This window comes from Bifidobacterium santillanense, from assembly GCF_018555385.1.
Taxonomy (GTDB): Bacteria; Actinomycetota; Actinomycetes; order Actinomycetales; family Bifidobacteriaceae; genus Bifidobacterium; species Bifidobacterium santillanense.
In genome coordinates this window covers 297,315-316,108 of sequence record NZ_JAFEJS010000001.1, presented here as the reverse complement: position 1 = coordinate 316,108, position 18,794 = coordinate 297,315, and the positions used below count along the sequence as shown (strand labels likewise).

Genomic DNA, 18,794 nt, shown 5'->3' with positions numbered 1-18,794 from the left:
CTGTCTGCGAGGCACTGTTCGAGGCATCTTTCGGAAAGGAAACTTCATGACCGACATCACCGATCTCACCATCGGATTCATCGGATACGGCAACATGGCGCAGGCCATCGCCGAGGGGCTCGTCGATGCGGGCGTCGTGCGCGGCGGGCAGATCGTCGCGTGTGCGGCGCATTACGACAAGCTGGAGCGAAACGCCGCTGGGCTCGGCGTGCGTCCGTTGCACAACCCGCTCGAGGTCGTCGCCGCGGCCGACGTGGTCGTCATCGCGATCAAGCCCTACCAGATCGAGACGGTTGTCGGGCCTCTCGCGGAGGAGCTCGCCAAGCCGGGCAGGATCGTCGTGTCGATCGCGGCCGGATGGGATCTGGCGAAGTACCGTGAGCTGTTCGCGAAGGCGGGCGGCGACGGTTCCGATGCGGCCGAAGCCCCGGAGGTCCACATCCAGTGCACGATCCCGAACACGCCGATGGCCGTCGGCAAGGGCGTGCTCGTCACCGAGGCCGACAGCACGCTCACCGAGGAGGAGACGAAGGTCTTCGAGTCGCTGTTCTCGCCGATCAGCCTCATCGAGCGCGTCGACACCGCGCACATGACCGTCGCGATGGTCGTGGCCGGCTGCGCGCCCGCCTTCACCGACATGTACATCGAGGCGCTCGGCGACGCCGGAGTCATGTACGGACTGCAGCGAGCCACCGCATACAGGCTCGCCGCGAAAATGGTCGAAGGTGTCGGCGCCCTCTACATGGCCACCGGCACGCATCCCGGCGCGATGAAGGACGCCGTCTGCTCGCCCGGAGGCACCACCATCCGCGGCGTCGCCCAGCTCGAGAAGGACGGCTTCCGCGGCGCCGTCATCAACGCGGTCGAGGCGATCGTGGGGAAGTAGACGGTTCATCCGAAACGGCGGGACCCGCTATCCGGCTTCCGCCGTTTCGGCCATTACCGGACGGCAGTGGCCCAGGCCAGACGTTCGTAGTGGTCGACGAGCGGAAGGAACAGTTCGTCGACCGTGGCGATGATGTCCGCCTCGGATAGGGGACGCATGTCACGCAGGATGATCGCGCGGCCGAGTTCTCCGGGCATGCGCAGCAGCGACTCCGGCAGTTCGCAGGTGATGTCGCCGCGCGCCCGCGCGTTCTCGATGGCCATCATGATGCTGGGTTGGTCGCTCATCATCGTGCGTTCGTACAGTTCGTGCGCGCTCACGCCGAGCCAGTCGGCGTAGACGCCGAACTTGGCCAGCACCATCACCGCGTCGGACTGCTTGCTGTTGAGCTGCAGGAGAATGGAGATGACGTCGCCTCTGAGCGTGCCGGTGTCCGGACGTTCGATGGCGGAGCGGCCACGATGTTGTCTCACGGCAGCCACGAATAGTTCCGTGCGGTTCGGCCATCGCCGGTACAGCACCGGCTTGCTGGTGTGTGCCCTGGCGGCCACGTTGTCGAACGTGAACTCCTCGGCGCCGCACGTGGTCAGCTGCTCCCACGCGGCCTCCAGGATGGCCGTTTCCAGAACCTTGCCCCGACGGCGCGTCTGCTTCGACGTGGTGTTCGTTTCCATGGTCTCATCTCCGTGACGCGGCATGGGTGTGGTGTCGATGATCGTTCACGCCGCCCTTTACAAGATACCACGGTGTTTCCTATCTGCGGATATCTATAATGGTATGCGGTCTATAAGAAACTTATAAGTATCTTAAAGGAGATGGACGATGGCTGATGCGAAGGGGAGCGGCATGAACCGTTCCCTGGTCTGCCTGTGCGCGGCCGAACTGGTGATGATGGTCAACACCACGGCGTTCAACGTGGCGCTGCCGGACATCACAGAGTCGCTCGGGGCCGGCATGGCGGAACAGCAGTGGATCGTGTCCAGCTACAATCTCGTGTTCGCGGCCGTGGTGCTGCTGGCTGGATTCCTCGGAGACCGGCTCGGCCACCTGAGGACCATGCTTGTCGGATTGGGCATGTTCGTCGTCGCGTCCGCGGTCGGTCTCATGGCCGGGAACGTGCCGGCGCTGCTCGTCTCGCGGTCGATCATGGGCGCCGGCGCGGGTGTGGTCATCCCGATGGGGCAGGCGCTGCTCGGCATCCTGTTCCGGGGTTCCGGACTGTCCCGTGCCATGACCGCATGGGCGATAGCCGGTACCCTGGGCGTGCCTTTCGGACCTCTCGTTGGGGGAGTGCTCACCGCGACGTTGGGATGGCGCGGCATCTTCGGATTCGATGGCGTGGTGTTCCTCGCCGTGATCGCGGTCATCCGCATGAACGTTCCGCGGACGAGGGCGTCGCACGGATCCCGGTCGCTGCGCATTCCATGGATGTCGGTGGCGATGATGTTCGCCGGATTCACCCTGTTCTCGGCCGGTCTGGTCAACGCGCAGCACGGTTTGCTGTCCGCGGACGCCTGGATTCCGATGATGGTCGGCATCGTGCTGATCGTGGGGTTCGTGCTGCACGATCGCACGTCCCGCAATCCGCTGATGGAACTCGGACTGATGGGGGACCCGTCGTTCGCCGCCTGCGCGCCCGCGCTGATGATGCTGAACTTCTCGATGTACGGCATCATCTTCATCATGCCAGCCTATCTGGAGACGGTGCTGCATCATGGCGCGTTGGTCGGGGGAATGCTGCTGATGCCGCTGGTCGTTGCGTCCATCGTGGGGTCGTGGATGGTCGACGGAATCGCCTCCCGGATCGGCTCGCGCGGCACGAGTCTGCTGGCCTTGGGATGTCTGGCCGCCGGCATGCTGACGATCGGCGCCGCCATGTGGTGGCCCGGGGAAGCGGTGAGACAATCGACGGTGCTGATCGGTCAGACCATGGCCGGATTCGGGCTGGGCGTCGGCCAGCCGGCGATGCTGACATGGGCCATGGGCCGGGTGCCGGTCGGGCAATCCGGCGCCGGCTCCAGTCTGCTGACCGTGTTCCGCCAATTCGGATCCATCATCGGTGTGGGGATCTTCGGCAGCGTACAGAGCGGATTGTATGAGACGGGATTCTGCGATCTCGCGCAATCCGCTGGACTGGGCCAGCGGTCCGCAGGTTCCGTGACGTTGGATTTCCAACAGGCGGCCGGATTCACGGACGCGACGGGCGACCTGATGCGCGAGGTGGCCTCCCGCTCCTATGAATCCGCGATGATCGGCAGCTTCTCCGCGGCGGCCGCGGTCATCATCGTCACTCTCGGGGTCGTCGTGATGATATCCCGCAAGACATCGCGGTGATGCTCGGCGGATCGCATGGACGCGCGCTCCGGAGTCTTTTCCGCCGAGGTTCCCGCGGAATGCGCGTCACATTGTCCGGCTTGCATATTCGTCGGCGGTGATGATGCGGAATACATCGTCATGATACGCATCAATGAGGTTGAAGTAATCGTGCGTCGACTCGAAGGCCGCCTTCATGCCGCATTTGGCCATCACGCGGCCGGATTGGATGTTCTCCTTGTAATGTCCGCCCCACACGGCGTCCTTATGCGACGTATCGAGAGCGTATCCGAGTACGGCATTGAGCGTTTCGGGCATGTAGCCTTTGCCCCAGAACGGACGGCCGATCCAGTAGCCGAGTTCCAGCGCATTATCACCGAGATACTTGCCGTAGCGCTCTCTCAGCGCACCATCGGCCTCGACCGGGTCGATGGTGTAGTGGCTGACCGGTTTGAGCGCGATGCTGCCGACCGGTTCGTCGCCGTTGTCTTTGATGGTGACGGCCCAGTTGTTCTCCACCGCAAGAATGTTCCTGATGTCGTTCATGCTGCCTTCGACACTGGTATGCGGCGGCCATCCGCACAGCAATCCGATTTCAGGATCGGAAGCGTACCGGAATAGCGAAGCCGCCTCGGCCTCATCGTTCACCTTCCACGGGCGCAGCAGCAGGCGTTCGGTTTCGATGGTTTCGCTCATAGCGTTCCTTTCACTGACCGGAATCAATAAGCCCGCATGCTAGCACTGAACCGCAGAAACAGAAGGACCCGCCCCCAATAATCAAGGAGCGGATCCTGTTCATGCCCAGGTCGCATTAGGTTGCAGACGTGTCGTGGGCTTTGCGACATTCGTGGTTTTCATCAGCGTCGTCCGCACTGTTTGCATCAATGAGATCAGCGTCATAGCATCCTTCGGAGACGTTGAGTTTGAACTCGACCGGCTTGCCCTTCTGCAACAGTCGCTCGTTTCCACGCATTGATCTCAGTCATCCGCCGTGACAGCGAGTCTGATGGCAATGTACTGGTATTCCCTGAGTAAGACCACGCGAAACCCCACGAGTCGGGATGCACGCCGGATGAACAACGCCTTATCACCCTTGGTGTTGGCGCCCTCGGCGATGGGGTCGCCTGTCCGGAATGGCGGATATGAGTTGAGACATGGAGACCTCACATGCCGATCCGCCGCCCGTTGCGTCTAAGCCGCGGGACGACGTCGAGTCTGCCATCGAGCGCGCGCTCATCGATCTGCTCAACGAAGGCGCCGATCCATCCGGCCCGGCGGGACGCGTCGAGCTGCCATCGGTCAAGACGCTATGCGCGAAAGCGTTCGTGGCGCGCAGCACGTTCTATGCGCACTACCACCACGTTGGCGAGGTGCTCGAGACGTTGGAACGTCGACTGGTGAGGGACCTCGAGGAGCTGAACGAGCCGCTGACCGTCAGGGATGCCGATGGCGGGGATGCGCACGGAGCAGCGCGCGTCACGCTCATGCCCACGCTGGACTACATCCGGGCCAACGAGGATGCGTTCCGCGCGCTGCTCGTCTCGGCGCCCGACGTTCGGTTCATTGAACGATGGAAGGACGCCATCAAGCGGCAATGCAGACTGCGGATGACCGACGGCGGTGGGGAGCCACGGGCGGAAGGTCCGCGCCGTCCCACCGTCAACCGCGAGTTGATTCTGGAGATCGTCGCCTCATCGATGGTGTCGGCCACCACGTTCTGGCTGCACGACCCATCCAAGGTACACGAGCAGGGAGTGGATGGAATCGTCAACACGGTGTTCGGCGCACTGGACGCACTGATCGTGCCGTGACGTGCGCCGTTTCAGCTCAGCAGGATCGTCTCGGGACGATTCGCCGTGTCGTGGCAGGCGATTGACCGCACGCATAGCGGCGACAGGCTCTGCTCGCGGATCCATTCGAGCGAGGAGCGCTGCGCGTGACGGTCGTAGACGATGCCCGACGTAACCATGTCCCTCCATGATCGCGTGGCGTAGCCGCCGTCGGCGAACAGCAGTACGTACCGGCCCGACGACGCCGTGATCTTCATGGCCACCTGACCGTCGGTGTGGCCAGGGATGTTGATGAGCTGCACGCTGCGGTCGCCGAACAGGTCGTAGGATCGTCCGGCGGGGCCCTCATGGTCGTTCCAGTCGTACAGGTCGAGGTCGATTCCCCTCCACCACGAGGCGTTGAAGCGCACGAGGCTGTTCGGGAACCGCGTGGCGCACCGCATCTCGTCCCTGGATACCATGATGCGCCGGGCGTCCCTCACGCCGCGCAGTCCATTCGCGTGATCGCAATCAAGATGGGAGATCGCCACCACGTCGAGATCGGCCGGGGACAGGCCCTGCGCGGCCAGCTGCTCAGGCACGGTCATCCCCGAACCCACTACACCCTGGTTGACCCGATACAGGGACCATGAGCCGAGAGAGCGGATCTGCGCTCCACGGTCGTAGACGCCGTCCGGACTCATGTCCCGGCCCCAGCCGGTGTCGAACAGGATACGGCCGTGCGGCGTGGTGACGAGGAACGCGCACACGGGCAGCCATATGCGCTTGGACGCGGGCACGAAAAAGCCCGAACCGTGGACCAGTCCGCACCCGTTGCCGAAAGGCAGATCCGGTGAGACACGCACACGACCGGCCACCATAACCTGAATGGAGATTGCTGAGTTGTTGGCACTGTTGTTGGTCATGGCTCCATTACAGAACGCCGTGTGATGGAGAGGCTTTGTTTCGCGCTACACAAAACGCGATTATGTCCACGATTGGCACCTGTGGCTTTCTCTCCGATCCAATCGTCCGTCACACCGGGCGCAGACCCCGGCGATGCACCGTTCCCAACACAGACCACGCCGCAACGGCCAGCGTTCCCCATTTGACGAGGGCCTTGGAATCACTGGAATTCCAAAGTCCTCGATACTATCCGACAATCACTTCTTAGACGTTGGGGAGAACTTGAACTCGACCGATTAGTCTTCCCCAAGCAGTCTGTCGTTGAGAATCACGGGCGCGTTCTTGACCGCGGGCTGCAGTGCGTCGAGCTGCGCGGCAAGCTTCGGCTCGTCCACCACGGGGATGTCGAGCAGTGTGCGTGCCGCGGCATGAAGATAGTCGTTCAGTGCCTCGATGCGGCCGTCCTCAAGCGGGTGCGTCGGATCGTTCTCCAATGTGACGTTCAACGCCTTGCGCAGCATCTCATGCTGTGCGACCCCCATGATGACCTCGCACTGGTTGTAGAACGTCATGCGCGAATTCGACGGCTGGCGCTCCTGCAACACCTTCGGCGTCCATGCTCCACGCTCCCAGTCGGCGCGCATGTCGTTCCTGAACAGCGACATGTTGTGGTCGAACAGGGGAGCCGGGCCAAGGATGCGTCCGGTATGGTTGTCGCGTAGGAACCCGTGGTTGTTGGCGTGACGGTCCTGATTGACGATGAGCGCGTCGAAGACGAGCATCGTGCGCATCGCCTCGAGCGATGCTTCCGACACAGCGCGGGCGGCCGCGAGAATCTCCGGGAACGAGGCGAGCTGCGTGGCCGCGTAGAACGGCACGAACGATATATCCTTCGAGTTCATGGACGGACACACCGACGCCAGCTTGCCTTTCCAACGGGCGATATGGTAATCGACCGCGTTCACGCCGAGCTTGTGCGCCAGTTGCGAGGCGAGATACTCGGAATATGGTTCCAGTCCGGCGTCCGCATACCCTTCGGAACCGGCCTTCCACAACTCCAATCCATTGCCTGTGTGCCGCCACGCCTTCGGGAACTGCCCGTCCGTCGTCCACTCGCTCGACAGGCCGATCGCATGCTTCTCGCTAGACGTGTACCCCGTATACGCCACGATCGCGAGCGTCTCATCCAGCGGATTGTCGTACAGATTGATGTCCGAGAACTTCAGATTCTCGTCGTCGTGTTCGACCCAGAACGGATCGTTGACCGACAATCCCTTGCACAGGTCGATGATGCCGAGCGTATCCGCGATGTTCAGTCCGGCCTGAGCGAGGATCTGGGCCGCGAACTCGCGGTTCTTCGGAATAGTGCGCCGTTCCAGCCAAGCGATGAGCTTCGCGTCATCCGGCTGAGGGGCCAGCGGGAACGGCAGCAGCATTCTCTTCGACTCATCAAACCAACGGATACGGGCCTCGACCTTGCCGGCCAACAGCCCCTCACCGTACGCGGCATCGAATCGAAGTAGTGGAACATCATACAGACGCAACACGTAACCAGCCATATCCGTTCCCCTCCGATCAGACACGCGCCAAGCCCATTACGGCGCAATCCCGTATGACAATAAAACTGTCTACAGTATAGACAAGGGCTTTGGAATCACTGGAATTCCAAAGCCCTCGGTGCTATGAAGCAATCACTTCCTAAACGTTGGGGAGAACTTGAACTCGACCGACTTGCCGTACCGCAACAGCCGTCCATGCCCTCACACTTGCGCAGTCGACGGATGGTCACCCAGACAGTGAAATCATGTCATGCCAAAAGTCATTTATCTGTACTCAGACACATTGAATTGAAGCTCGATGTTTGTCGGTCTTTTTCATCCTGCCGTGTTGTGGATATTCAAGCACAGCGCATGATAGTCTATTCGACCATTTGACAGACCGACCGACGGTCTGTATGCTCTGAGGAAGAAGAGGAAAGGAGGAGGTCATGGCGCACCATACGCACCACGAGGACACCGAACGGCGAATCCTCGATTCCGCACGAAGGCTCTTCGCCGAGAAGGGCTACGAGAAGACATCCATCCAGGACATCCTGAACGATCTGGGTCTTTCCAAGGGCGGGCTCTATCACCATTTCAAATCGAAGGAGGCGATTCTCGACCAGCTGAACGCCGACGAGTGGGCCGTCACCGCGCGTCTCCTCGACGAACTCATCGAGCGTGATGACATGAGCGCGTTGGAGAAGTTGCGCGCACTCGTCATTTCCGCCGTGGACGCCCCCGATCACTTGGATCTCGTTCGATCCCAGCTCGCACTGCTCAAGGATCCCGCGTTCTTTACCGCGAATATGCGCTTCTGGTCAACGAGGCTGCCGGAGTCCTTCCGCTCGCTCATCGATATGGGTGTGCGAGACGGTTCGATTCCCACGGCATATCCCGAGGAGGCGGCGCAACTGCTCTCGCTCCTCGGCAACTACTGGCTCATGCCCTGCTTCTATCCCGCCGACCGTACCGACATGGAACGGCGTATTCGCTGCCTCGCCACGATGCTTGACGCCATCGGCGTACCGGTATTCGACGAGACGCTCATCCTGCGAGCGGTCAAGGGCCTCACAGTCCTGATGCCAGCAGGGGAAGCGGCGTCCGCATAGGCCGTACCCGGGCACGCCGGCTTGCAAATTATGGCGCCCAAGTAAGAGGACGTTTGTGCGTTCTTTGCTGTGGCGCATTTTTTATCACCACAACAGACCGACGGTCGGTCTGAATGGATGTTCATGAATACCAAGGAAAGGAACTCGATAATGACGAACACGTCCGAATACACGACTCAACCGCAAAGCAGCCCAGCCGCAAACCCTCTTCGCGTACGCGACTTCTATCTGCTTGTCGCAGGTCTCGGCATATCGCTCTTCGCCAACCTCATGTTGCGGTTCGCCATGTCCATGTGGGTGCTTGACGAGACCGGCTCGGCCGCGGCGTTCGCTTCCATCCTCACGGCGAGTATCCTGCCCACGATTCTGCTCTCGCCCCTTGGCGGCGTGGTGGCGGACCGCAGGAACCGCCGGACCATCATGGTGGCGCTCGACGCGCTTTCCGCCGCAACAGTGCTCATTTGCGCGGCGATTTTCTCGGCTACCGGATTCAATCTGGCGGCGATCGCCGTGATGCAGGTGGTGCTCGCCGTGCTCGATGCCATGGAGACACCCACGGTGCAGGCGGCGCTGCCGCAGATGTTCCGCTCCCACGGCGAGGACGTGATGCGTCGCGCGATGGCCGTGGTGAACGTGGTGAACCAGACAAGCACGCTCGTGCCCGCCGTGCTCGGGGGCGTGCTCTACGCGGCGGTGGGCGCCATGCCCATGATGGGCGTCACCATCGTGGGATTCGGCACGGCCGCAGTCGTGGAGTGCTTCATCCGGCTCGGCGCTCCCGAACGCGGCGGGGATGGGCGCACCTCGGCCCTCGATGACCTTGTGCGCGCCGGACGTTTCCTCACTCGCGAGCGTCCCCATGTACTGCATCTGGTGCTGCTCTGCGCTGCGCTCAACTTTCTGGTGACGGGCTACGCGGAGATCGGTTTCCCCTACATGGTGCGGACCGTGCTGGGGTTCGACTCCACGGCGTACGGTTTTGCATATGGTCTCGTGGGAGTATCCGGACTGCTTGGCGCGCTCGTCGGAGGACGGGCCGCGAAGTCGCTTTCCAAGCGACGATTCCCGACGACGATCGCCGCCTTCTTGCTCACCATCCTGCCCCAGGCGCTCGTCATGGCGTTTCCCGCCGGCGATGGAGTGCGCCTTGCGACGCTCACGGCGAGCACCTGCGGAACCATGGTCGCCATCACCCTCGCGAACCTCATCGCCGTGCCGGCGATCCAGATGAGCTGCCCCGAGGACATGACTGGCAAGGTGATGTCACTCGCGCTCTCCACGAGTATGTGCGCCCAGCCTCTCGGGCAGATCACATACGGCTGGGCGTACAGCGTTTATCCAGCGGGAGCGGTTCTGGCGATGACGTTCGTGTTGGCCATTGCCATGTTGCCATTGGTTGCACACGTAGCGCGGAAGTTCTAGGACATGCTCCCCGTCCAAAACTCCCGATGCTGCCCGACAATCACTGCTTAGCCGTTGGTGAGAACTTGAACTCGAAGAGAACCAACTGGTCGCCGAACCGTTCCACGATGGGGCCGATGCCTTCTACACTGAGACATCATGCGAGTCATCATCCGGAAGTATCGGCCATCCGACGCGATGGCAACGATACAAGTCTTCCGTCGCGCTATCCTCGAAACGGCGTCGCAGGATTACGATGCGGAACAGACGCGCATGTGGGCCAGCCGAACAGGTTCGGCCGCCGGATGGAATATCCGTCGGATGACGGCGCATACATGGGTCGCCGCACTGGCCAACGACACCTGTGACGGCGATTCGCCCGATTCCGCAATCGGCACTCCGATCGGTTTCATCGACGTGGACGACTCCGGATACATCGACATGTTGTTCGTCGCCCCGACGTACGGGCGTCTGGGCGTCGCCACGTTGCTGCTTGCGCGAGTGGAGCAATTCACGGCCGACCATGGTATCGTACATCTCGCCGTCCATGCCAGCATCACCGCGCATCCGTTCTTTGCCCGTCATGGATTCCGCACGGTCGAGACTCGGCATCCGACAATAGGGACTGTTTCATTCACCAACTATCTGATGACCCGCCCGTAGCGGTTGGCGGCCGCTGACTGAAGACCTGTCTATGGCATGACTCCGAGGCCTGGGACAAACCCGGAGGAGCCGCCAATGGAGTCCGGTACGGCGATTCGAGATGGAAGCGCCCCCTGAAGAGTTCCGTATGGCCGAAATAAACGAGGGTCTTGGAATTCTAGCGGATTCCAAGACCCCCGGCGCTACGCGGCGACCGCTGCGGCAATCACTTCTTAGACGTTGGGGAGAACTTGAACTCGACCTTTTCGCCTCACTGTGGCAGAAAACAGACCATGTTCGGTACGGCAGTTCGGAACGGAGGGAATCGCGTCAGCCGCCGAAAGGCGGGCCTCATTCCCGTTGCACGAGCCTGCCGATGATGCGGGCCGAGACCTCGGTGACGGATTCCCTGCTGTATGGCCCTTCGGCCGCGAGCGTACGCATGGCGTACATCGCTCCTCCGATGACGAAGGTAAGGAGGATGTCCTCTTCCTCGGTGGTGTCTTCCGTCAGATAGAACTGCCGCAGATGTCGTTCTATCTTGTCGTACAGCACGTCCTGCCTGCCGCGGAACAGTATGTCTATGGCGTCTTTTCTCGTGTTCATGGCCGCCGGCACGTTTCCGAGGAAGATCAAAGGATCGGTGAGCAGCTTGTCCTTGTACTGAAACGCCTCGAAGCATTCATCAAGGACCATGTCCTCAAGCTGGTCCGACAGATCGAACACGTCGGTGTAGTGATGATAGAACGTCGACTTGTTGATCAGTGCTTCCGCGCAGATGTCGCGCACCCTGACCCGCTCCAACGGTTGGGTTCGCCGCAATGTCAGGAAGGCCTCACGGATTGCCTTCCGGGTTTTGACGATGCGTAGATCCTCCGCCATGCATGGCCCTTTCGTTTCCGTATCCATATGGGCGATGTCGATAAGCGACATTTTCGTCCATCGGTCGCATATGTTTCCTGCGATGATTTCCGTCGGTTGAAGATATGCGACTTTGGTTGCTAAATAAACATTAGACCAATAACCAACCACGGTCAAATTGCAGCGGTACGGCCGAATCAGCGCCGGACCGCCGACGGAAAGGAACCTGTTCTTATGGGATTGACCCGAAAACAACGCATTACGGTCATCGTGCTGTTGACGGGCACGGTGCTCGCCATTCTCGACCTGTCGTTTCTGTCTCCGGCGTTGCCGTCCATCATGGAAGACTTCAGCATCGATGCGACCACGGCCCAGTGGCTGTCGAGCGCGTATTCGCTGGTCGAAGCGTTGATCATCCCACTGTCGGCATACCTGCTCGGACGTTTTTCGACCAAGCGTCTGTTCGTCGCCGCGATGAGCATATTCTCCGCAGGAAGCCTGCTGGCCGCGTGGGGGCCGAATTTCGGAGTCTTGCTCGTCGGCCGCGTCTGCCAGGCGGCATGTACGGGAATTCTGCTGCCCATGGTGATGACCGAGATCGTACTCATCTTTCCTCGCGAACGACGCGGGACGGCCATGGGGCTGATCGGCTTATTGGTGGGATTCGCACCGGCGATAGGCCCGACGGTGTCCGGCCTGTTGGTCGATTCCGTCGGTTGGCATGCGCTGTTCCTTATCGTCGGCGCACTCGGCATCATCATTCTCTGTGTCGCAATGGTGGTGCTTGAGACCAAGGAGACGGCTACTCGGACGCCGTTCGACGCCTTGTCCGTCGCATTGTCGTCAATCGGGCTGCTGTGCATACTGTACGGCTTGTCGACGTTCGCATCGACCGGCAATACGGTCACCATCATCTTCCTCATCGTGATCGGCGCCGCTCTCATCGCATTGTTCGTCGTTCGCCAGTTCAGGCTCGACCAACCCATGCTCGACATGCATGTATTCCACTCCCGCAGGTTCTCCAGTTCCGTCGTCGTCATCGCACTCACGCAGGGCGTGTATCTCGGCATCGGTACCGTACTGCCCCTGTTCGTTCAGATTGTCAGAGGCGAATCCGCCGTGATGAGCGGACTCGTCATACTTCCTGGCGCTCTGCTCAGCGCGGCGATGGCGCTGGTATCCGGCAAACTGTACGACCGGTTCGGCGTGCATGTCCCGGTTCGGGCAGGCAGCATGTGCACCCTCGCCGGCATCGCACTGCTTGCAACGATGCCGATGGACACCGGCATGCCGGTCGTCGCCATCGCATACGCCCTTTGCTCGATAGGTGTGCAGCTGATCATCACGCCCTGCAACACATGGGGCATCAATTCGTTGAGCAATACTCTCGTGCGCCATGCGAACGCCGCCGCCCAGACCTCAAACCAGATCAGCAATTCCTTCATGGTCGCGCTGATCATATCCTTCTCTGCGCTATCCTCCGTGATCGCGCCCACGGCCACGGAACTGGAAGCGGCATATTACGGCGACAAAATCGCATTCATCGTCGCCGCGGCGATTCTGCTGGCACTGGCGGCATTCATCGCGATCTTCATACGCGACCGCGAAACCGACACCATCGTCGGATAGGAAATACCCGGCCCATTGTCCAAAAGGACACGCCGGCCGAATCACATCATCTGTTCTCCATTACAAGTCCCATCACAGAAAGGAACATCATGACCGATACCACCAACAGCGGCGCACCGTTGCTTGACATCAACGGGAGCGACATCCTGTTCAAACCGGCGAATCCACTGAACCAGGCCAAACCTCCGATTCCTCCATTGGAGACGCGAACCGTCCTCTATCGGGAGGGAAGCGTCAACGCCAAGGGAGCCATGAGGCTGCCGATCGACATCGAATGTCTGGAGGACATCCCGATCGAACTGCGCGACGGCACGGTCATCTACGGTGATCTATGGCGCAGGCAGGGCGACACCCGCACTCCGGTCATTCTCGTCTATTCGCCCTACAGCAAGCGCGGAGGCCCGTTCAACGCCAACTACGATGTGACCAGCACTGGGTTCCCCAAGAATCAGGTATCCGGTCTGCAACGTTTCGAGTCTCCCGACCCGGCATACTGGTGCAGGTATGGATATGCGATCTGCGTGGTGGACGAGCGGGGCATCGGTCACTCCGGCGGCGACATGTACTTCATGGGCACTCAGGCCGGACGAGACGTGCATGACACCATCGAATACATCGCGAGCCAAGACTGGTGCACCGGCAAGGTATGTATGATGGGCAATTCACAGCTCGCCATGATCCAATGGGCCGCCGCCGCAGCAAAGCCGGCTCATCTGGCCGCAATCGCCCCGTGGGAGGGCCTTACCGACGAATACCGCGACGTGGTATGCCGAGGAGGCATCCCCAACGGCACGTTCCATGACATCGACATCGTCGGCTTCCTGTACGGACAGAGCCGATTCGAGGATGTGACCGGCATGCTCGAACAGCACCCGCTCGTGGATGACTATTGGACCGATAAGATCCCCGATCTCGAACATGTCACCGTCCCCGCCTATGTGGTGGCCAGCTGGACGCATCCGATTCACACCCGCAGCACGCTCTCCGGATTCAAACGACTCGGATCGAAGGACAAATGGCTGCGCATCCACGACACCCATGAATGGGGCGACCTCGACACCCGGGAGAACTGCGACGACCTGCGTCGCTTCTTCGACCACTATCTCAAGGGCATCGACAACGGGTGGGAGCAGACGCCGCGCGTACGCTATTCGCGGCTTGACGTGGGTGCCAAACACAACCTGTTCTCCACGTCCGACGACTATCCCTGCGTGCGGACCGAAACGATGACACTGCACCTGAACGCCTCGAACGGCACTATGAACGAGCAAAAGGCCGCACTGGAATCCAGCGCCGAATACGATGCCGTCAGTCGTGACATGAGCGCCGTCGCGCGCTTCGAATACCGGATTTCCCGGGACATGGAAATCCACGGGCCACTCAATGCCCGCCTATGGATGAGCACCGACGCCGGCGACGACATGGATCTGTTCGCCCAGCTGTACAAGAAGGATGCGAAGGGCAAGGTGCTGTACCACGTGGTCTTCCCCGGCTTGGAGAAGAAACTGCGCATGATGATAGCGCTCACGCCGAAAGGCAAGCAGCTTCCCGGCGGACCGATCTACGTCGGCCCCAACGGCCGACTGCGCGCCTCGCACCGCGAACTCGATGCGAAACGATCGACGCCGACCGAACCATACATGACCTATACGAACCCGCAACCGGTCACCCCATTCGTACCGGTGCAGATCGATCTGGGATTATGGCCGACCGATATGCTCCTGCATGAAGGAGAGACCCTGGTGCTGGAAATCGGAGGACATGCCTGCGGTCCGGTAGCCGAGGCCCGCGCCAGCGATGAAGCGCCGGACGCACAGCTGCCCACCGTCAATCAGGGCAGGCACACCGTGCATACGGGCGGCGTCTACGACAGCGTCCTGCTCATGCCGATCGTAAAACCGTGATATCGAACCGAGAAGCTTCGCATGGCGAAATAACCGGGGGCCTTGGAATCACTGTGAATTCCAAGGCCCCTGGCGCTATTCATCAATCACTTGCTGACGTTAAACTTGAACTCGACGATGTCGCCGTCCTGCATCACGTAGTCGCGGCCCTCCTGACGGAGCTTGCCCTCCTCCTTGATGGTGGCCATCGAGCCGTTCGCAGCGACGAAGTCGTCGTAGGAGACGATGTCGGCCTTGATGAAGCCCTTCTCGAAGTCGGTGTGGATCACGCCGGCGGCCTGCGGGGCGGTCCAGCCCTTGTGAATCTGCCAGGCGCGCACCTCCTTGACACCCGCGGTCAGGAACGTCTGGAGACCGAGGATGTCGAAGCCGACGCGGGCCAGCTGATCGAGGCCCGACTCCTTGAGGCCGGCGTCCTCGAGCATCTCGCGGGCGTCGGCCTCGTCGAGCTCGGTCAGGTCAGCCTCGAACTGGGCGTTGAGGAACACGGCCGGCGCCGGCGCCACGGACGCGGCGAGCTCCTCCTTCAGGTCGTCGTTCTGCAGCTCGTTGTCGTCCACGTTGAACACGTAGATGAACGGCTTGGCGGTCATGAGGTGCAGGTCGTAGACGGAGTCCTTGTCGAAACGACCCTCGCGCGCGGCCTTGTCGAGCGTCTCGCCGTTCTCGAGAATCTTCTGCGCCTCCTTGACGGCGTCGAAGTACTCCTTCTCGATCTTCTTGCCGCGCAGATCCTTCTCGAGCTTCGGCAGCGCGTTCTCGATGGTCTGCATGTCGGCGAGGATCAGCTCGGTGTTGATCGTGTCGATGTCGTCGGCCGGATCGATCCTGCCGTTGACGTGCACGATATCGTCGTCCTTGAACGCGCGCACGACCTCGCAGATCGCATCCGCCTCGCGGATGTTCGCCAGGAACTTGTTGCCCAGGCCCTCACCCTCGGAGGCGCCCTTGACGATGCCTGCGATGTCGACGAACGTCACGGTGGCGGGCACGACCTTCTCGGTGTGCACCAGCTTGGCGAGCACCGGCAGACGGTCGTCCGGCAGCGGCACGATGCCGGTGTTCGGCTCGATGGTGGCGAACGGGTAGTTCTCCGCCAGGACGTTGTTGCGGGTGAGTGCGTTGAACATGGTGGACTTGCCGACGTTCGGCAGTCCGACGATTCCGATAGTTAAAGACATGCCTCCCAGTCTAAAGGCGAAAGCGACAAGCGAAGGGGGACATGCCGTCGCGGCTGTGCCCCGTTTCGGCGCGTTCCGCGATCTGGCCCGGAGCTTCCGCGATGCGGGCGCCCGTGCCCCAGCCGTGGCATAATCGGGCGCATGCGTATCGTGATTCAGAGAGTGTCCCAGGCAAGCGTCGACGTCGTCAACGAGCTGGGAACGGTCGACCCCACGTTCGAGCCCCAGCAGATAGGACCCGGCTACATGATCCTGGTCGGGGTGTCCGATTCGGACGGCGACGCCGAGGTCGCATGGCTCGCCCACAAGGTGCTGAACCTGCGCGTCTTCGAGGACGAGCAGGGCAAGATGAACCGGTCCATCCAGGACATCGGCGGGGAGATCCTGTCGATCTCGCAGTTCACGCTGTACGCCGACGTGCACAAGGGCAACCGGCCCAGCTTCATCCGGGCAGGCAAACCCGAGCACGCCGACCTCATCTGGATCAGATTCAACGAGGCGCTGCGCTCCGGGGGAGTACCGGTCCGCGAAGGGCGCTTCGGCGCGCACATGCGCGTCGGTCTCGTCAACGACGGTCCGGTCACGATCGTCGTCGACACCGACATGGACATGCCGCACAAGGGCTGAGCCCATATCGCCCCTCCTACGGCTATAGTGGCCGGATAGGAGAGTGGCGTGAGTGCAAGGGGGAGCGCATGCGGGTGTTCGACTTCGACGGGACCATCTATGACGGTGAAAGCCTGTTCGATCTGTATCTGTTCAGCGCGAGATATGATGTGAGGGTCTTCCGCCATATCGCCCCGGTGCTGCGCTACGCCATCAAATACAAGCTCGGACGGGCCACACTCGAGCAGATGGAACGAGGCGTGGGCGGCGTCGCCCGCAAGTATCTCGCCGACCTGTCCACGTCGAAGGGGATCGACGAGCTGCGGCTGCGCCGTCTCGACGCCGCGGCCAAGGCCGGTCTGGGCGATGACGTGTTCGTCGGCGACGCCTCGGTGATCGGCGCCGACGATCTCAACGGCGGTCTCAGGTCGCTGGTCAACGCGTTCTGGGACCGCAACATGCGCAAGATCAAATCATGGTACGAGCCTCGGCCCGACGACGTGATCCTCACCGCATCGTTCGACGTGACCGTGGGCGAGGCGTGCCGTCGGCTCGGCGTGCGGCATCTCATCGCCTCGACCATTGACCCGGAGACGTTCGAGGTCACCTATCTCAACTTCAACACCAACAAGCCGAAGCGTCTGCGTCAGGTGCTGGGGGAGGACGCGGTGATCGACGAGTTCTACACGGACAGCCGATTCGACCAGCCGATGATCGACATGGCGTGCAAGGGGTTCATGGTCAAAGGGGACGTCGTCACGCGGGTGAAGTGATCCGATGTCCCCGAGACGGGGCCCTCGATCGGGGAGGGACGGCCCCTTGCATACCGGTTTTCTCGAGTACCGGCGTGTCGTTCTTGTACTTCGAGCGCTTCAGGTTCCTAGCGTGGAAACCGTTGCGAATCGGAAGCCGCCGGTCCGTCCGCATCCAACGGATACGCCGCGGCGCTATCGAAGGAGAATGACATGAGCGAAACGATGAAGGCCGCGATCTTCGTCAGGCCCGGCGAGATGACCGTGCGCGAGGTGCCGAAGGCCCGTCTCGAGAAGGACGACGACGCCGTGGTGCGCGTGGTGCGCGCCTGCGTGTGCGGCTCCGACCTGTGGTACTTCCGCGGGCTGTCCCCGCACCCGGAGAACAGCCAGATCGGCCACGAGTCGATCGGCGTGGTCGAACAGGTCGGCGACGCAGTGACCTCGGTCAGGCCCGGCGATTTCGTCGTGCTGCCGTTCCCGTACAGCTGCGGCAAGTGCCCGGTGTGCGAGGCCGGCTTCGAGTCCGTATGCCCCCACGGCGGCTACTTCGGCGCCAGCCAGGCCGAGTACGTGCGTGTGCCCGAGGCCGATGGAACCGTCGTCAAGGTGCCCGGCTCACCGGAGGACTACGATGACGCCACGCTCGCCTCGCTGCTGACCATCGCCGACGTGATGTCGACCGGCTACCATGCGGCCGTCTCCGCCGAGGTCAAGTCGGGCGACACCGCCGTCGTGATGGGAGACGGCGCGGTCGGCCTGTGCGGCGTGCTCTCCGCGCACATGCTCGGCGCAAAGCGCATCATCGCGATGAGCCGTCATGAGGACCGCGCGGCCCTCGCCCGTGAATTCGGCGCGACCGACGTCGTCGCCGAACGCGACCAGGCCGCCGTCGACAAGGTGCTGGCGATGACCGACGGCTACGGCGCGGACGCCGTGCTTGAGTGTGTAGGCTCCAAGCAGTCGTTCGACACCGCCATCGGACTGGCCCGTCGCGGCGCCGTCATCGGCCGCGTGGGGCTTCCGCACGACGTCGAGATCAGCGCCGAGGGTACGTTCTACGGCAACATCGGCATCAAGGGAGGCCCCGCCCCGGTGCGTCACTACGACCTCAAGGCCGGACTGCTCGATGCGGTCGTCAGGGGCGAGATCAACCCGGGTCGCGTCTTCACCGGCGAATACGACCTCAACCACATCCAGGAGGCGTACGAGGCGATGGACCAGCGCAAGGTCATCAAGTCGCTCATCCGCTTCTAATTACGCTCCCGCTTTCCGAATCCGCTTCCGATTCCGG

17 protein-coding genes are annotated in these 18,794 nt (G+C 61.7%); 11 read left to right on the top strand and 6 right to left on the bottom strand.

The features are described 5' to 3' along the window. Positions 1 to 46 precede the first annotated feature (46 nt). Positions 47 to 886, top strand: coding sequence for a pyrroline-5-carboxylate reductase (gene proC, locus JS528_RS01510; protein WP_214357330.1), 840 nt, complete (start codon positions 47 to 49; stop codon positions 884 to 886). A 53-nt stretch (positions 887 to 939) separates the two neighbouring features. Here the strand turns inward: proC and JS528_RS01505 are convergent, their stop codons facing one another. Next, positions 940 to 1,560 (bottom strand): helix-turn-helix domain-containing protein, encoded by a 621-nt coding sequence (locus JS528_RS01505; RefSeq protein WP_214357329.1) that lies wholly within the window; start codon positions 1,558 to 1,560, stop codon positions 940 to 942. Between the two features lie 148 nt (positions 1,561 to 1,708). On the opposite strand from JS528_RS01505, the gene JS528_RS01500 reads away from it, so the two are divergent. Then, positions 1,709 to 3,220: an MFS transporter gene (locus tag JS528_RS01500; RefSeq protein WP_214357328.1), complete on the top strand. Its 1,512-nt coding sequence runs from the start codon at positions 1,709 to 1,711 to the stop codon at positions 3,218 to 3,220. A gap of 66 nt (positions 3,221 to 3,286) precedes the next feature. Here the strand turns inward: JS528_RS01500 and JS528_RS01495 are convergent, their stop codons facing one another. Continuing rightward, on the bottom strand, positions 3,287 to 3,895 hold the full coding sequence (locus JS528_RS01495) for a GNAT family N-acetyltransferase (protein WP_214357327.1): 609 nt from the start codon (positions 3,893 to 3,895) through the stop codon (positions 3,287 to 3,289). 458 nt (positions 3,896 to 4,353) lie between these two features. On the opposite strand from JS528_RS01495, the gene JS528_RS01490 reads away from it, so the two are divergent. Beyond that, positions 4,354 to 5,010, top strand: a complete 657-nt coding sequence (locus JS528_RS01490) for a hypothetical protein (protein ID WP_214357326.1) — start codon at positions 4,354 to 4,356, stop codon at positions 5,008 to 5,010. Positions 5,011 to 5,021: 11 nt separating this feature from the next. Here JS528_RS01490 and JS528_RS01485 read toward each other — a convergent pair whose 3' ends face one another. Both JS528_RS01485 and JS528_RS01480 read right to left on the bottom strand, forming a co-directional pair. Then, entirely contained in the window at positions 5,022 to 5,894 is an 873-nt protein-coding gene (locus JS528_RS01485) for an N-acyl homoserine lactonase family protein (protein WP_214357325.1), read from the bottom strand. Positions 5,895 to 6,170: 276 nt separating this feature from the next. Beyond that, complete coding sequence (locus JS528_RS01480) at positions 6,171 to 7,433, bottom strand: HipA family kinase (RefSeq protein WP_214357324.1); 1,263 nt, start codon at positions 7,431 to 7,433, stop codon at positions 6,171 to 6,173. Positions 7,434 to 7,861: 428 nt separating this feature from the next. Here JS528_RS01480 and JS528_RS01475 point away from each other — a divergent pair, with 428 nt between their 5' ends. From JS528_RS01475 to JS528_RS01465, 3 genes are all read left to right on the top strand, one after another. Next, positions 7,862 to 8,524, top strand: coding sequence for a TetR/AcrR family transcriptional regulator (locus JS528_RS01475; protein ID WP_214357323.1), 663 nt, complete (start codon positions 7,862 to 7,864; stop codon positions 8,522 to 8,524). A 150-nt stretch (positions 8,525 to 8,674) separates the two neighbouring features. Continuing rightward, complete coding sequence (locus JS528_RS01470; RefSeq protein ID WP_214357322.1) at positions 8,675 to 9,946, top strand: MFS transporter; 1,272 nt, start codon at positions 8,675 to 8,677, stop codon at positions 9,944 to 9,946. Positions 9,947 to 10,084: 138 nt separating this feature from the next. Then, on the top strand, positions 10,085 to 10,588 hold the full coding sequence (locus JS528_RS01465) for a GNAT family N-acetyltransferase (RefSeq protein ID WP_214357321.1): 504 nt from the start codon (positions 10,085 to 10,087) through the stop codon (positions 10,586 to 10,588). A gap of 330 nt (positions 10,589 to 10,918) precedes the next feature. Here JS528_RS01465 and JS528_RS01460 read toward each other — a convergent pair whose 3' ends face one another. After that, the gene (locus tag JS528_RS01460) at positions 10,919 to 11,500 is read right to left on the bottom strand and encodes a TetR/AcrR family transcriptional regulator (RefSeq protein ID WP_214357320.1); all 582 of its coding nucleotides are present in this window, start codon (positions 11,498 to 11,500) and stop codon (positions 10,919 to 10,921) included. Between the two features lie 162 nt (positions 11,501 to 11,662). On the opposite strand from JS528_RS01460, the gene JS528_RS01455 reads away from it, so the two are divergent. After that, positions 11,663 to 13,057, top strand: a complete 1,395-nt coding sequence (locus JS528_RS01455; protein WP_214357319.1) for a DHA2 family efflux MFS transporter permease subunit — start codon at positions 11,663 to 11,665, stop codon at positions 13,055 to 13,057. Between the two features lie 89 nt (positions 13,058 to 13,146). Further along, on the top strand, positions 13,147 to 14,961 hold the full coding sequence (locus JS528_RS01450) for a CocE/NonD family hydrolase (protein ID WP_214357318.1): 1,815 nt from the start codon (positions 13,147 to 13,149) through the stop codon (positions 14,959 to 14,961). Between the two features lie 86 nt (positions 14,962 to 15,047). Here the strand turns inward: JS528_RS01450 and ychF are convergent, their stop codons facing one another. Continuing rightward, positions 15,048 to 16,142 carry a redox-regulated ATPase YchF gene (gene ychF, locus JS528_RS01445; RefSeq protein WP_214357317.1) on the bottom strand — a complete coding sequence of 365 codons (1,095 nt, stop codon included), beginning with the start codon at positions 16,140 to 16,142 and terminating at the stop codon, positions 15,048 to 15,050. 141 nt (positions 16,143 to 16,283) lie between these two features. On the opposite strand from ychF, the gene dtd reads away from it, so the two are divergent. From dtd to JS528_RS01430, 3 genes are all read left to right on the top strand, one after another. Next, on the top strand, positions 16,284 to 16,769 hold the full coding sequence (dtd, locus tag JS528_RS01440; RefSeq protein WP_214357316.1) for a D-aminoacyl-tRNA deacylase: 486 nt from the start codon (positions 16,284 to 16,286) through the stop codon (positions 16,767 to 16,769). 68 nt (positions 16,770 to 16,837) lie between these two features. Beyond that, on the top strand, positions 16,838 to 17,521 hold the full coding sequence (locus JS528_RS01435; protein ID WP_214357315.1) for an HAD family hydrolase: 684 nt from the start codon (positions 16,838 to 16,840) through the stop codon (positions 17,519 to 17,521). Between the two features lie 192 nt (positions 17,522 to 17,713). Continuing rightward, the gene (locus JS528_RS01430) at positions 17,714 to 18,757 is read left to right on the top strand and encodes a zinc-dependent alcohol dehydrogenase family protein (protein WP_214357314.1); all 1,044 of its coding nucleotides are present in this window, start codon (positions 17,714 to 17,716) and stop codon (positions 18,755 to 18,757) included. Positions 18,758 to 18,794: the final 37 nt, after the last annotated feature.